Raw genomic sequence first — 14,542 nt, 5'->3', positions numbered from 1 at the left:
AAATCAGGTTGAAGGTTTATTGCTAAGTTGCAGAAGCATTGAAGATCGTATACAAAAATTCCTGAATTCCAAAAATATTCATTACTTTGAAAATGTTTTTGCTTGCTCTAATATAGGTTGGTCAATGAAGTGATCAACTAGATAAACATTTGCTGCAATTGATAATCCAGTGTTTAGCCATACTCGGCACTTATAAAATTTATAGGAATGCCTATAATGCAAATATCAAATTCATTAACATAATGTAAATCTCCATTTATAGTATTAAAGTAATTTATATTATACGATATGTGATGGTCTGAAGGTATTAACACTACGATATCAACCAATTGTGCTTTAGCCGATAATGCCGTAATGATAGCACAAACTGCAGTATTTTTTTTGTAAAGGTTCGGTAATTAATTTTATTTCTACTGCTTGTTCTTTAGTGATTGATTCATATGTTTTGGAAGTCATAACAGTAGGTTGTCCCAGAAATTTATTTCTAGTTAATGTTTGCTGTAGTTAAAGTTAGATTACTCAATATTTTTTTAAATTGTTTCGGTTTCTCCTTAGATGATAAAGACCATAGTCTTTTACCGCTACCATCTGCTATAATTACCGGCTTTATTATAATATATTTTACAATAATTGAATAAACAATAGGGAGATTTATAAATAGTTTTAAAAATATGTCAAGTACATTCACTATATTGACAGGTTTTACAATAAAAAGTACTCCTGCCTGAATGTTTTGCTTTAGTAATATTACTGGAGCAGTGTAAACAACTTTGTCCTTCTCTGCTGTAAACCGTAAGTTGCTGAGTAAAGTAACCAGGTTTGTTATCGCTGTTTACAAAATCTTTAAGAGTAGTACCTTCGGTAGTTATAGTTTTAGTTATCACCTCTCTAATTGATTTAATTAAACTTTCTATTTCATCAGCCCTTAAATTGCTACCTAATTTATCCGGATGAATTATAGCTAAATGAAGACTTTCGGAAGCGTAAATATTGCCGACTCCGACTATAACTCTCTTATCCATAATAAAGTTTTTATCGGTATTCTTTGAGTAATTAATTTGCTTTTTAAATATCCCAGTGTTAATCAATCAGAAAGCGGCTCTATTCCTAAATTAGTAAAAAATTCTTTTTTCAATAAGTGAGTTTTTAAATGATAAATCATTCCAAAGCGTCTAGTATCATTGAAAATTAGCTTTTCGGAGTTATTTAAATTGAAAATTACATGATCATGTTTTTGAGTTTTATAATTAGCAGATTGTAGAGTAAATCTACCACTCATGCCTAGGTGAACGATTAAGGAATAATCATTATTAAAATCTATAATTAAATATTTTGCACGACGCCTAACATCAAGTATATTAGTATTTAAGATTTCTGTAGCTAAAAGCGTGGATGGTTTATAACGTAAATTATCTCTTTTTAACTCTACAGTTTCTATAATAAGTCTAATTAGCTTATCTTTCAGGGAGTTTTTAATAGTTTCTACTTCAGGAAGTTATGGCATTTTTGCTATTATTTTAATAATTTTACGTTTATAATATATCAAATAATGATAACTTACACATAATACATCAATACATAATAGAAACTATTATGAGAACTATTATTGATATACCGGATACACAAATTAAAATTTTAGATCAATTATCTAAAAAAATCAAATATCCCGAACTCAGATTATAAGACAAGCTATAACTAATTATATTGCTGATGATATTGAAAGCCAAAAGAGTTATGAAGCCTCTTTTGGTATATGGAAAATAAGGAGTTAGACAGTTTAGTATATCAAGCTAAATTAAAGGATGAATGGAATAAATGAAAGCAGTATTTGATACCAACATATTAATAGATTATTTGCTTGGCAATTTAGCTGCTTATGAAGAACTTCAGTTATATAGAAATCATCAAATTAGTATAATTACTAAATGTAAATTTTGGATAGATAAACAAGAAACAATAAAGGAATTTTAAATAACTTTACTATAGTTAATTTACATGAAAAAATTTCAGACATTGCTGTAATTATTAGAGAAGAAAATAGAATTAAATTACCTGATGCTATAATATGGGCGACCGCTAAGTACAGCAACAGCTTATTAGTTACTAGAAATACAAAAGATTTTCCCATTCATGCCTCGGGTATAAAAATTTCATATATATATAAATGAATCACATAGATTTTGGCTTTAAAAAAGTAGACTACACTAAAAAACAAGGATTAGTAAATAGCGTTTTTTCTAATGTCGCTGATAAGTATGATTTAATGAATGACTTAATGAGCTTTGGGTTACATCGCTTATGGAAAGATGAATTTATTAGGCGAATCCCAAATCTTAACTCTCATATATTAGACGTCGCTAGCGGTAGCGGTGATATTGCTTTAAAACTTGCTAAAAAAGCAAGAGATAGAGGCAATAATATTGCTTTAACTTTAAGTGACATCAATGAAGAGATGCTAAAGAATGCTAAAAAGAAAACAATTGATCTAAACCTATTTCAGAACCTTAAATTTACTGTAGCAAGTGCCGAAGAATTACCTTACCCGGATAATAGTTTCGATTATTATACTATAGCATTCGGTATTAGAAACGTACCTGATATTAATAAAGCTTTAAAAGAAGCTTATAGAGTTCTAAAACCGATGGGTAAGTTTATATGCCTTGAGTTTTCAAAGGTAAAAGAAAGTTATTTTAAAGATTTTTATAAATTTTATTCATTTAGTATTATACCTACCATCGGTCAGGTCATCACTGGTAATAAAGAAGCATATGAATATTTGGTTGAAAGTATCGAGTTATTCCCCTCACAAGACGAGTTTAGAATAATGATTAAAGAAGCCGGTTTTGAGGAAGTTGGTTATAAAAATTTAAGTGGCGGAATAGTTGCTATTCACAGTGGATATAAGATATGATAAATAATTTTTTTAATTTAATACGTATTTTTCGTATCATCAGTAAAAAACGAATTCTAATTGATTCAAGAAGCCCTAAGTATTTTACGTTTATCGGTTATATATTAGCTTTATTTTCTGCTCCGTTATCATTATTTAAAAAACCGTATGAAGATTATGGCAAACGCCTAATAGATTGTTTAAGCGATCTTGGACCTATTTATATAAAATTCGGACAAACTCTTTCGACAAGACCTGATTTAGTAGGAGCAGAGATAGCAGGTAATTTAAGGGTATTGCAGGATAAGCTAGCTCCGTTTGATGGTGTGGTGGCTAGAGAAATTATAGAGAGGGAGTTTGGTAAGTGTATTGTCAGCCCGTGGCTTGACCACGGTATCCAGAAAAAAATTAAAAAAGACTGGATCCCACAATCAAGTCTCGGGATGACATTGTTTTTAAACAACTCCCCCATTGCCGCCGCATCAATCTCCCAGGTACATAAGGCCCAACTCGCAACTGGTGAATATGTTGCGGTAAAAATTCTGCGTCCGGGTATTCATAAAAAATATAACAGAGATATTAAGCTGCTATATTTTCTTGCAAAAATTATCGCAAAATTTTCTAAAGCAAAAAGGCTAAAACCAATTAAAGTAGTTGATAAATTTCATGAAACTATGAGATTTGAGCTTGATTTAAGGTTAGAAGCGGCAGCTGCTTCTGAGCTTATGGATAATATGCGACATGATGTTAATGTGATAATCCCTAAAATATATTGGGACTTAACATCAGAAAATATACTAACTACTGAGTGGTTAGAAGGAACTTCTATATATGATACTTTGCGGCTAGAAGAATTGGGATTAGAGCCTACAAAAATAGCTCAGAATTTTGCCGTAATGTTTTTCAATCAAGCCTATAGAGATGGGTTTTTTCATGCTGATTTACATGCAGGCAATATTTTAGTGAATAAGCAAGGTAAGATAATTTTACTTGATTTTGGTATTATGGGCAGACTTAAAGAAAAAGATCGTTTAGCTGTTGCCGAAAGTCTATTCGGTTTTTTAAAACGTGATTATAAATTAGTGGCTAAAGTACATTTAAGAGCCGGCTACATCCCATCAAATACCGATTTAGATTTATTCGCTCAAAGTTGTAGAGCAGTTACTGAGCCTATAGTAGGGATACCCACGAAAAATATTTCCATAGGTAAGCTGCTTGCACATTTATTTAAAATCACTGAAGAGTTCGGCATGGAAGTACAACCGGAATTATTGTTATTGCAAAAGACTTTGATAATGGTTGAAGGGATAGGTAGACAGCTAGACGGTAATGTTAATATGTGGCAACTCGCCGAACCTTGGATTAAAAAATGGGCAGTAAAAAACTTAAGCACTGAAGCGAAGTTGCTACGATTGGTAAAGCATTACCTAGATATCCTAGAGGATATTGTTTGACATATAAAAATTATTAATATTATAGCCTTATATATTAAGAAATTTTTTATTATGAAACTACCAAAAAGATTATTGATAATTTAGCTCCTATTTTAGAAAAAGAATTACCGCGATATTTAGATTGTAATAAACAGGATATATTAGATGTTTTAAAATATCCTAAAGTAATAGAAAGAATAGAATCAAAAGGGAAAGATCCAGAGTTTATACATAAGGCACTAGATGCCTCCATGCCTTTTTTAAAAGATGCTCTGCCGTCAATTACTAAACTTGCTAGCCTTGCCCTTGCCTATAATAATAAAGTTGCTGATATAATACAAAACACTCAGTTAATTAAGTCAGTGCCAAAGGAAGAGAAATCAAAAGAAGAAAAGGTACAAGAGATAAAGGAATTGATTGGTACTTTAATAGAAATTAAAAATCATAATCCAAAAATAAGCAACATCATTGAAAAAGACCTTCTTGCACTATTAACAAAACATGCAAGTAGTTTAGGACCGGTTGTAGATGAGATTTTTTTAAAACAAAACACCTAATAGTCAAACATTAAAACTAAACCGTGAAAAATTAGTAAAGATAGCCGGTAAGCATGCACTTGAATTAATTAAAATTGCTGATAAATTTAGTAAACATGAATACGGCAAAATTATAGTACTGGCGTTAAAATTATTATCAGATCTGAAAGTTCTAGGAGTAGTAGTAGAAACTATAGTTAATTTAGGAAAAAGTAAATTTAGTAAAGATACAGAAGCGGTAGGACCGCATACAAGTAAGGTATTAGAAGAAAGACAAAGACAGATAGGGAAAAGCCGGTAGGGGAGCCTAAATCCTGTGTACTTTTAATAGAATAATCATTAATCAAAAGTTTACAAGACCTAGAAACATCTTGCTATTCTTTGATTAAAATTATATTGTGAATTCAAAGTGTCATTATGAAATTACAAGGATAATAGACAGAGATTATTATTTAACACATATCAAAGATTCTTTTGAAATATTTCCTATTTCTGCCATTCTCGGTCCAAGGCAATGTGGTAAAGCTACTTTAGCTCATGCTATATTAAATAGCTTAAAGATATCTAATTCATATCTTGCTATGCTTGGAGCTGTAAACATTTCTAAAAAGATTTAGTTTCAAACTACACATAAGGGTTTTTGGTTTTTACATAAGTGAATCTAATAGGAATGCCTGGCATGTCAAAAGCATCACGCATATTATTTACTAAATACCTAGTATAGCTATCGGTAATTTTTTCCGGATTATTGGAGAATAATTTGAAAGTAGGCGGGCGAGTTTTGGTTTGAGTCATATATTTTACACGCACTCTTCTGCCGCCTTTTTGTAACGGCAAAGGATGTGCTTCCGTAGTAAAATTAAGCCATTCATTTAATTTGCTAGTAGCTATTTTCTTATTCCAAATTTTATAGATTTTAAGACAAGAATCTAAAACCTGCTCTATATTTTGTTTATTTATTGCTGAAATAAATAGCACTGGTACACCTTTAACCTGAGGCAGATGAGTATTTATCTGATAATAAAATTCTTCCTGAAATGCTTCTTTTTTGGATTCTTTGACTAGATCCCATTTATTCACTACTATAACTATACCTCTCCCCTCATTTACCACATGGCTTGCAATATTTAAATCTTGCTGTTTTAAAGGGGCTAAAGCATCAATCATTAAGATTACGGTATTAGCAAATTTAATAGAGTTAATAGCATCTGATGCCGATAATTTTTCTAAAGACTCTGTAATAGTAGATTTCTTGCGGAGTCCTGCTGTATCGATTAATTTAATGTGATTATTTTTATAGTGCCAATCAATTTCAATCGATTCACGAGTAATGCCGGCTTCGGGCCCGGTTAATAATCTTTCATCATTAATAAGAGCGTTTATAAAAGTAGATTTTCCGGCGTTAGGTCTGCCACTAACTACTATCTGCAAATAATCTCCTTTAATTGGATCAGCTATATTTGTCTCTATTGATTCTTCTTCAGGTAACTTGGTGATAATCTCGTCATATAAATCAATTAAGCCTGTGCCATGCTCGGCAGAGATAGTCACCATACTATCAAACCCTAATTTGTAGTACTCTTTATCAAAATCAAAAGCTTTCTCGCATTTATTAACTACCAATATAGCAGGCTTATTATACTTTCTAACAAAGCTACCAAGTAGCTTATCATTGGGCAATATTCCGCTTCTACCGTCAACCATAAAACAAATTAAATCTGCCTCTAAAATTGCTTTAGTAGTCTGTTCCATTAACCTTGCGCCCATACTATCATGATTCTCTTCAAGTCCTGGGGTATCAATTAACAAAAATTCAAAAGATCCGATTTTACCATCTGTATATTTTCTATCTCTAGTAATGCCTGGCAAATCGTGAACGATAGCTTTTTTACGTATGCTTAATCTATTGAAAAGCGTTGATTTGCCTACATTCGGACGACCAACTAAAGCAATGATTTTTTTAGTCATTATTAATATATTATTATGGTTAAGAGAACTAATAATGCTCCAATAAAACCTACTATATTTGCTATTATAATAGGTGTATTTTTTATTAATATGCCGTATATAAGCCAACTACAAAGAGCAATAGCACTGATAGTAAAGGCATGCATAGAAACGGAAGCCGAAGATTTGCAGGTGAAAATCTTATGAGCCTGTACATAAAACATAAAATTGCCGATTGTACCGACAATCGTCATATATTTTTCGTAAAATTTTATGAATTTTGGAGACATATATTTATTTTTAAAAGTGATTTATGTCATTCCTATGTAAATTAATTTTGCCGCTGTCATCCTAGCTAACTTGATCACGGGATCCAGTTTTAAAATACTAATATTAGTATTTTAAATTATTTTTATGGATACCGTGGTCAAGCCACGGTACGACACCGAGTGCGTTTTTCGGTCCATGCAGACAATGACGACTCATGCTACACCTTAAAGCTTGCAATTACCGGTATATGATCTGAAGGTTTTTCTTGGGTCCTTAAATTATAATCCATATAGCAATTTTCTAAATAGTCAATAGTATTATTACAACCAAGAATCATATCAATTCGCATACCTTTATTTTGTTCAAAACATCCGGCTCTATAATCCCACCATGAAAATGCTTGTTTACTCGGATGCATCAATCTATATAAATCCTCAAACCCGGCATTTAGAATAGTACGTAGTTTTTTTTGTTCAACCTCAGTAAAACAAGTAGTTTCAGAAAGTATCTTAGGCGAATATACGTCTATATCGAACGGTGCAATATTGAGATCTCCTCCTATGATAGTTTTTTCGTCAAAAGATTTTTTAGTTGATAGATAATTGATAAAATTATCATAAAATGCTAGCTTTGCAACAAATTTATCGCTACCGACAAATGAACCGTTAGGAGCATAGAGCGAGATTATATTACAAAACCCTATAGGTAATGATAATTTTATTTCTAAGAATCTTGCTTGATCACTGCAGTAATTATTCGGAAAATCCTTAATTATTTCATCCGCAGGAAATTTTGAAATTATAGCAACGCCGTTATATGATTGTTGTCCGTGAACATAAAAATTATAAGGTAGATCGGATAATTCATCAAAAGGAAAATTTTCGGTTTTGCATTTTATTTCTTGTAATAATAAAATATCCGGATTTTCTTGAGATAAAAAATTACGCAATAAATTAAGTCTTGTTTTTATGGAATTAATATTCCAAGTAGCTATTTTCATGTTGGTTTTTCTAAGTTTGGACTTTCATTACGGAATCGCCATTCAAGAAAACCAAAATGATAAACTAAGAGACTAGTAATAAATGCTCCGGAAATTACTATAATCATTGAGTATTTTATTGTATGATAATTTGGGTTACTACCGTACATATCTAATAATACGCTAAAAGCGATACCCCATAATACAGTGATTTCAATACTAACGCCTCTTTGTACCATCTTAATTGCATTTTCTTTCATAATCAAATCTCGTAATATTACACCGCAATTAGCTGTAATGAAAGCACAAAACGGTCCCCAAAAACTTAAAGGCTCAATTTTGTGAATAATAACCATTACAACTCCTATAATTATAAAAGTTGCTTGTCCGAATGAATCGCAAATTGCTATTATATTATTTAATGATTGTTCTAAATAATGATCTTCAGCAATCTGTTTATTATAATAACTAAATAATTTAATAATTGTAAAACCGAGTAAAACTACTATAAATATGTAATAGAAATAAGAAGGAGTAAAATAGAAGTTTAAATGTCCGGTATCATGGTTTACTATTAAATCTAGCATTATACAGCTACTAACAGACGGTAATACAGCAAATAAAAATGTACCGAATAAAGTACTATTTTTTCTACTACTCAAAATAATTCCTGCAAAAGCAAAAGCAAGGCAACCAAGTAAGCATATAACATGACACCAACGAGAATCTATAGATTTAGGTAATAGAATATGATACATGTATGTCTTAATAATTTTTTTATACTCGTTACTTGCAATAAAATCATCTATCGCAAAATTAAATTGTTCAACTATATTTAAAGATACGTTTTTTTTGCTAAACATTAAATGTAGAGGAGTTTTAATATTTAAGGGAACTTCTAATATATTCCTGTCCATTGTTCTTCCTAAAATATTAATGGCACCGACAATGCGGTCACTAATAAAACCGTCAATTTCTTTCTTGATTAATCCATTTATCAATTCCATATTATTTTGATATATTCTTATTATATCTTGATTTTGCTCATTATATAAAAAATCCGTAAATTTATGGTCTCCGTATACAGTACCTTTCACTATTCCTAACTGAAGATTAAATAGACGTATTTGTGCTTTTAGTTCATTAATATTTTGGAAATTTAACTTTTTGGCAAGCGGTTCAATAATAAATAATGATAATTCTTCAAGACGATAAGGCTTTGAAAAATAAGCATAATTACTTCTCTCAGTAGTATAAGTAGCTCCTGCTGTCATGTTGGCATTGCCGCTTTGAATATCTAATTGATCTTGATACCAGCTGTCTTGATTATACTCAATATTGATACCTATTTTTGCAGCAATAGCGTTAATTAATTCTATATCCATACCGGAAACGGTAGTATGACCGTTTGAAGTAGCCATTAAGTATTGGTAAGGTTCATTTATATACCATGCATTTATCAAAGTTTTTTTATCGGATGTCCATTCGCATTCTAAAATTGCTTGTTGTTCGTTTGCACCTATGCTCAAAGCATAAAAATTTTTCGAAATGAGCAGTATAAAAATAAAAAGCTTTAAAATTTTCATGGTTTGTATTTTTTTAGAATTGTGCTTTGTCATTCCCGCTTACGCAGGAATGACATCGAATCCGTGTAATAAAGTTCCTTAATTACGCACTACCTTAATCTCTCCGTCAGAAAATTTAATATTAAAAATTTTTTCATTCGCAGCCGCAATTTTAGAAGATAAAAAATTACCCGTTTCTCCTTTAACTATAGCAAAACCTCGTTTTAATACGTTATTATAATCAAGGCTTGCAAGTAATGTACTATTTAATTCTAATTTATACTCAAAATTTTTCAAAGTATTATTTGCTGATTTTGATAGATAAGCTGTTTGATGTGTTAATTCTAATGTTTTGTAATTGAGTATTTTAGCAGGGTTGACTCTTTCTTTAGAAAAAGATTTAATCTTTGTTTCTTGTAGTTCAATAAAGCACAGTAAAGCATCTAATAAATTAAAACCGGTTTCATCCAGTAATTGCTGTCTATTATCCATATAGTGAGAGAGATATCTGTGTATTTTATCGTAATTTATTATATTGTGTTCGTGATACTTAATTAACCTGCTAGTATTATTCAATAATATTTTTTCATATGAGTGTAGAGTATTATTTAAAATAGATCGTACTGGTACGGCAAACTCAGCAGCAGCAGTAGGTGTAGGAGCTCTTTTATCGGCTGCTAAATCTATTAAAGTGTAATCCACTTCATGACCTACTGCGGAAATAATAGGAATTTTTGAGTTGTAAGCGGCACGTACTAATATCTCATCGTTAAATGACCAAAGATCTTCTATAGAACCGCCGCCTCTAGCAACAATTATGACACTTGGCTTATTTACCTCTGCTAAATTGTTAAATCCTTCAATTGCTTCAGCAATTTCATTGCTGGAATTTTCTCCTTGTACGCTAACCGGCCATATTATTATCCGCGTCGGAAAACGTTCACGAATACGATGAATAATATCTTTAATAACGGCACCGGTTATTGAAGTGATAACGCCTATTTTATCAGGTAAAAAGGGTATAGGAATACGTATTTTATTAAATAAGCCTTCTTTTTCTAAACGAGCTTTACGATCGTTTAGAATTTGCAGCATAGCTCCAAGTCCTGCAGGTTGCAAATTATCTACCGATAATTGATAGCGTGAATTACCTGCATAACTTGAAAGTTTGCCGCTAATCACCACTTCTATACCGTCATTTAAAGGAAATTTGATTTTAGCAAGAATAGGACGCCAGCAAGTACAAGCTAAAATAGCGGTATTTTCTTTTAAGTTAAAATAAGCATGACCTGAGCTTGCTATTTTTAAACCTGAAATTTCTCCTTTTACCTTAATATAGCCAAAATTATTTTCTAATAATTCTTTGATTTTATTAGAAATCTCACTAACTGAAAACTCTTTGGTTGCTTGATTTGCAATGAAATTCTCTAGCATTTGTTTAAGATTATTTGTAGTTTGAACGGGGGTTTATGTTATTCCCGCGAAAGCGGGAAGCCAGCAAAACAGATAAAAAAATTTAGTTTTGTATATGTTTATTTTATCAAATATGTAATTTTATTTTGCTAGATTTCTGCTCTCGCAGGAATGACATCCATTAATGACATACATCTCTCCATAGAATAACCTTGCACTGCAAAAGAGCAAGCAAAATTTTTTATTATTTGATATATTAATAATAGCTTGCTATTATTTTTTACTATTAAAATATATTTGTTAATATAAATGCTATTGCGAATAATATGTTTGCTTATTATCATAATATTTTCTTTGATAAGTTTTGCCGATTTTTCTAAGAATGGTCAAAATATTAAAATAAGCAATATGATAGCCGACTTCGTAGAGTATAACGAAAGTCAGGATTTAATATATGCTAAAGGTAATATAAGAATTATCACGGATGAGTACTTATTAACGGCAGATAATTTACTTTATGATATAGAAAACGATATTTTATGGGCAGGAGGTAATGTCCGAATTACGGATAAACAAAACAGAATAATAGAGGGTGATAAAGCAGTTTTAAAAGACGAATTTAAGAAAGGGATCATATCAGAATTCATTTTACTTGCCGGTGATAATAATCTTTTAATTGCTAAAGTTGCTGAAAGAATAGATAAAAATAATCTTAAACTGCACCATGCCGAATTTACCCCTTGCGATGTTACTTGTAACAGAAACCCTATTTGGCAAATTGCTTCTAAGGATACTTATATTCATTCTGAAGAGCATAGAATAGTTTATAAACACGTATTTTTTGAAGTATACGGCGTACCGATTTTTTACTTACCATATTTTTTCCATCCGACGCCTACGGCCCCTGCAACTTCTGGATTATTGGTACCTGGCGTCAAAAATAAAGGGTTTGGTATACCTATATATTTACGTGCAAAACCTAATATGGATTTTACTCTCACTCCAAGGCTTTTTAGTAAATATCAAACTTATGAGCTAGAAGCGCGTTATCGTCTGAATGATACCGATAATATGCATTTTCAAGGTAGTTACGGTAAATTACCATATTTTCTAACAAAAGACGGCAGTATAGTAAAAAATAAAAAAGTTTCTTCTTATCATTATATAGCAAGTGGCAATTTTATTAGTATCGATAAACTTTATGATTACGGTTTTAGAGTAGAACGTACATCGGATAAAGCTTATTTAAAAAATGATTATAATAACTATGCTTCATATTTAACTTCTAAAATATTCTTAAATAAAATTTATGAGGCTGATTATTTTTCGGCGGAAGGATTAAGTTTTCAAGGCTTAGGTAGTAATGATAGTAAGTATACTGATCCGTTAGTATTACCGAAAGTCAATACGAAAAACGTGATAAATTTGAATGATAATGACAACAGCCATATCGTTGTTGAAAATAATACATTAATGTACAAAGAAAGAATAGGGAAACAAGTTGCTAGAACCTCTTTACAAGTATCCTTTATGCATAATGTGCTGACTTCTTCAGGGCAAATTTTTGATTTTGTAGCAAAAGATAGAGGTGATTTTTATTTTGCTAGACGTGCTTATTTAGATAAGCCGAGAGAAAGTAAATCATTTCAAAGAAATATACCGGAATTGCAAACCTTATGGCGTTATCCGTTAGTAAGTAATATAACACAAACGATAAATTTACTTATTGAACCGGTAGTTTCTTTTACTATTGGACGTAAACTATCTAAGAAAGATAAAAAATTTGTTATAATTGATCCTGCTAAATATGAATTATCTGAAAGAAATATCTTTTTATCCAATCGTTATAGTGGTATTGATTGCCATGATTTTGGTAATAGATTAAGTTATGGCTTAAATGCTAGTATTGCTAAAGAAGAAAATTATTTAAAATTATTATTAGGACAGTCACGTAATACAAGATATAGTATAGATTTGCCTGCCGATGATACGGAAAATGTAGGGCAGATTCTAGGTAATCTTTCTAATAATTTAGAAGTGTTTTATAGCTTTCGGAAAGATAGATATTTCAAACCTATTAGAGATGAAGTGGGAGGAAATTTTAACTATGATAAGATTAACTTTCTAGGTAGTTTTATTCAGCTCACCAATCTTAAAAAATATTATTCCGTAGAAAGTATAAAGGTTTCAAATAATAGAGTACGACAATTTTATGGAGACATAAATTATCATCTAGTGGAAAATTGGACTATAGGCTTTGGTGCCCTCATTGATCTCTCTAGACGTTCTCCAAATTTACTTACTCGAACTATTAGGGTGACATATGCTAAAGATTGTGTTAGAATTACTACAAAGATTTATTCCGCTTATCTAGCCGACGGAAGTAGAGGAATCACAAAGACTACCTCTTCGCCTACTATTTCTATTGGTTTAAAGGTTTTGAATATGTGAGTTTCAAATGTGCCATATGTGTCATTCCCGCGGAGGCTGGAATCCATGGTAAATCGAGGTACATCGAGCTTTATTCGGTGTTGTGTATCTTTTAATGACTAGATTCCCGCCTGCACGCGGTCATGACATCTAATTCCAATTATTACATTGTGTGAGTCTGAAAAAATATGAAAAAATTAATACTTATAATCATTACTGTTTTTTTTACTTTTAATGTAGCACAAGCATCATTACCGAATATAGTAGCATCCGTAAATGATGAACCTATTACTCTTAATGAGTTCCGTGCTAGAAAAAAAATGATTATGGCACTCAATAATGTTGATGGCTTAACACCTTCTCAAGATAAGCAGCTGAGTGATTTGGCAATCAAGAGCTTAATTGATGAATCTTTGCTTTTTCAATATGCCGGAGATAGAGAAATTCCGCAAGAAGAGATAGACAACGCTATTAAATCTATTGAAGATCGTAATAAAATGCCTCAAGGTTCTCTTCTTCAGTATCTAGAAAGCAGATCAGTTAATCCTAATAGTTTTATTGCCCAAATTAAATCCGAGCTGATTAAAATGAATATTTTATCAAGTCTATCAAGATCGGTGCAAGTAAGTAATAAAGAAATAGATGCCGCAATTTTATCTAGTGATCAAAAAGACGTAGAAATTTCGATGCAAGTATTTACATCGCAAGATAGTAGCAAGAAAGCGTTTACGCAGATGCATCATTTGAAAAATCGACTAAAAAAATGTTCGGATGTTAAAAAATCGCTTTATGATAATTTCGCTACTATGGAAATTATTACCGATAAGCTTAGCAAGATAGAAGGCGTAAAACAAACTATCGTAAAGGACTTAAGTTCGGATAAAGCAAGTAATGTTTTTGAAGTAAATAACAAATTTGAAATAATATTAGTGTGCAGCAAAAAAATCTTAAATGTTAATGAAGATGAAAATAATTATGTAGTAAATTTCTTAACTAATAAAAAGATTTCGCAAAAAGCACAAAAAATGTTTGAAAATATGCGTAAAAAGGCAGCCATAAAAATAATGCTGCCGTCTTAG

Annotated in this window: 14 protein-coding genes and 2 pseudogenes; 8 read left to right on the top strand and 8 right to left on the bottom strand. The window is 31.1% G+C overall.

The window, feature by feature from the left end:
* Window positions 1-173: 173 nt before the first annotated feature.
* Both A1C_RS09305 and mutM read right to left on the bottom strand, forming a co-directional pair.
* Window positions 174-613: pseudogene (locus tag A1C_RS09305) on the bottom strand (sugar phosphate nucleotidyltransferase); the annotation flags it as partial.
* Window positions 614-674: 61 nt separating this feature from the next.
* Window positions 675-1,477, bottom strand: a pseudogene (gene mutM, locus A1C_RS04740) (bifunctional DNA-formamidopyrimidine glycosylase/DNA-(apurinic or apyrimidinic site) lyase).
* A 338-nt stretch (window positions 1,478-1,815) separates the two neighbouring features.
* Here mutM and A1C_RS08205 point away from each other — a divergent pair.
* From A1C_RS08205 to A1C_RS04715, 6 genes are all read left to right on the top strand, one after another.
* Window positions 1,816-1,971: a PIN domain-containing protein gene (locus A1C_RS08205; protein WP_012149936.1), complete on the top strand. Its 156-nt coding sequence runs from the start codon at window positions 1,816-1,818 to the stop codon at window positions 1,969-1,971.
* Window positions 1,965-2,168: a PIN domain-containing protein gene (locus A1C_RS09580; protein ID WP_088124021.1), complete on the top strand. Its 204-nt coding sequence runs from the start codon at window positions 1,965-1,967 to the stop codon at window positions 2,166-2,168. Before A1C_RS08205 ends, A1C_RS09580 begins: the two co-directional genes overlap by 7 nt.
* The gene (gene ubiE, locus A1C_RS04735) at window positions 2,165-2,911 is read left to right on the top strand and encodes a bifunctional demethylmenaquinone methyltransferase/2-methoxy-6-polyprenyl-1,4-benzoquinol methylase UbiE (RefSeq protein ID WP_012149935.1); all 747 of its coding nucleotides are present in this window, start codon (window positions 2,165-2,167) and stop codon (window positions 2,909-2,911) included. The genes A1C_RS09580 and ubiE overlap by 4 nt, the downstream gene beginning before the upstream one ends.
* On the top strand, window positions 2,908-4,344 hold the full coding sequence (ubiB, locus tag A1C_RS04730) for a 2-polyprenylphenol 6-hydroxylase (protein ID WP_012149934.1): 1,437 nt from the start codon (window positions 2,908-2,910) through the stop codon (window positions 4,342-4,344). Before ubiE ends, ubiB begins: the two co-directional genes overlap by 4 nt.
* A 230-nt stretch (window positions 4,345-4,574) precedes the next feature.
* Window positions 4,575-4,880, top strand: coding sequence for a hypothetical protein (locus tag A1C_RS04720; protein ID WP_012149932.1), 306 nt, complete (start codon window positions 4,575-4,577; stop codon window positions 4,878-4,880).
* Between the two features lie 377 nt (window positions 4,881-5,257).
* Complete coding sequence (locus tag A1C_RS04715; protein WP_012149931.1) at window positions 5,258-5,476, top strand: ATPase; 219 nt, start codon at window positions 5,258-5,260, stop codon at window positions 5,474-5,476.
* Window positions 5,477-5,483: 7 nt separating this feature from the next.
* On the opposite strand, the gene der is transcribed toward A1C_RS04715, so the two are convergent.
* The 6 genes from der to A1C_RS04685 all read right to left on the bottom strand — a co-directional run bounded on the left by der (window position 5,484) and on the right by A1C_RS04685 (window position 11,377).
* Window positions 5,484-6,827 carry a ribosome biogenesis GTPase Der gene (der, locus tag A1C_RS04710; protein ID WP_012149930.1) on the bottom strand — a complete coding sequence of 448 codons (1,344 nt, stop codon included), beginning with the start codon at window positions 6,825-6,827 and terminating at the stop codon, window positions 5,484-5,486.
* Window positions 6,828-6,829: 2 nt separating this feature from the next.
* Window positions 6,830-7,096 carry a SemiSWEET family sugar transporter gene (locus A1C_RS04705; protein ID WP_012149929.1) on the bottom strand — a complete coding sequence of 89 codons (267 nt, stop codon included), beginning with the start codon at window positions 7,094-7,096 and terminating at the stop codon, window positions 6,830-6,832.
* Between the two features lie 197 nt (window positions 7,097-7,293).
* The gene (xth, locus tag A1C_RS04700) at window positions 7,294-8,076 is read right to left on the bottom strand and encodes an exodeoxyribonuclease III (RefSeq protein WP_012149928.1); all 783 of its coding nucleotides are present in this window, start codon (window positions 8,074-8,076) and stop codon (window positions 7,294-7,296) included.
* Window positions 8,073-9,641: a transporter substrate-binding domain-containing protein gene (locus A1C_RS04695; RefSeq protein ID WP_012149927.1), complete on the bottom strand. Its 1,569-nt coding sequence runs from the start codon at window positions 9,639-9,641 to the stop codon at window positions 8,073-8,075. The genes xth and A1C_RS04695 overlap by 4 nt, the downstream gene beginning before the upstream one ends.
* A 78-nt stretch (window positions 9,642-9,719) precedes the next feature.
* Entirely contained in the window at window positions 9,720-11,054 is a 1,335-nt protein-coding gene (gene xseA / locus A1C_RS04690) for an exodeoxyribonuclease VII large subunit (RefSeq protein WP_012149926.1), read from the bottom strand.
* Between the two features lie 128 nt (window positions 11,055-11,182).
* Window positions 11,183-11,377 carry a hypothetical protein gene (locus tag A1C_RS04685; RefSeq protein WP_012149925.1) on the bottom strand — a complete coding sequence of 65 codons (195 nt, stop codon included), beginning with the start codon at window positions 11,375-11,377 and terminating at the stop codon, window positions 11,183-11,185.
* Between A1C_RS04685 and A1C_RS04680 the strand changes: the two genes are divergently transcribed.
* Complete coding sequence (locus A1C_RS04680; RefSeq protein ID WP_041816784.1) at window positions 11,343-13,484, top strand: LPS-assembly protein LptD; 2,142 nt, start codon at window positions 11,343-11,345, stop codon at window positions 13,482-13,484. The two genes, A1C_RS04685 and A1C_RS04680, sit on opposite strands and share 35 nt — an antisense overlap.
* Before the next feature lie 167 nt (window positions 13,485-13,651).
* Entirely contained in the window at window positions 13,652-14,542 is an 891-nt protein-coding gene (locus A1C_RS04675; RefSeq protein WP_012149923.1) for a SurA N-terminal domain-containing protein, read from the top strand.

This window comes from Rickettsia akari str. Hartford (assembly GCF_000018205.1).
GTDB classification, from domain to species: Bacteria; Pseudomonadota; Alphaproteobacteria; order Rickettsiales; family Rickettsiaceae; genus Rickettsia; species Rickettsia akari.
This window is presented reverse-complemented; position numbering and strand designations above follow the sequence as displayed.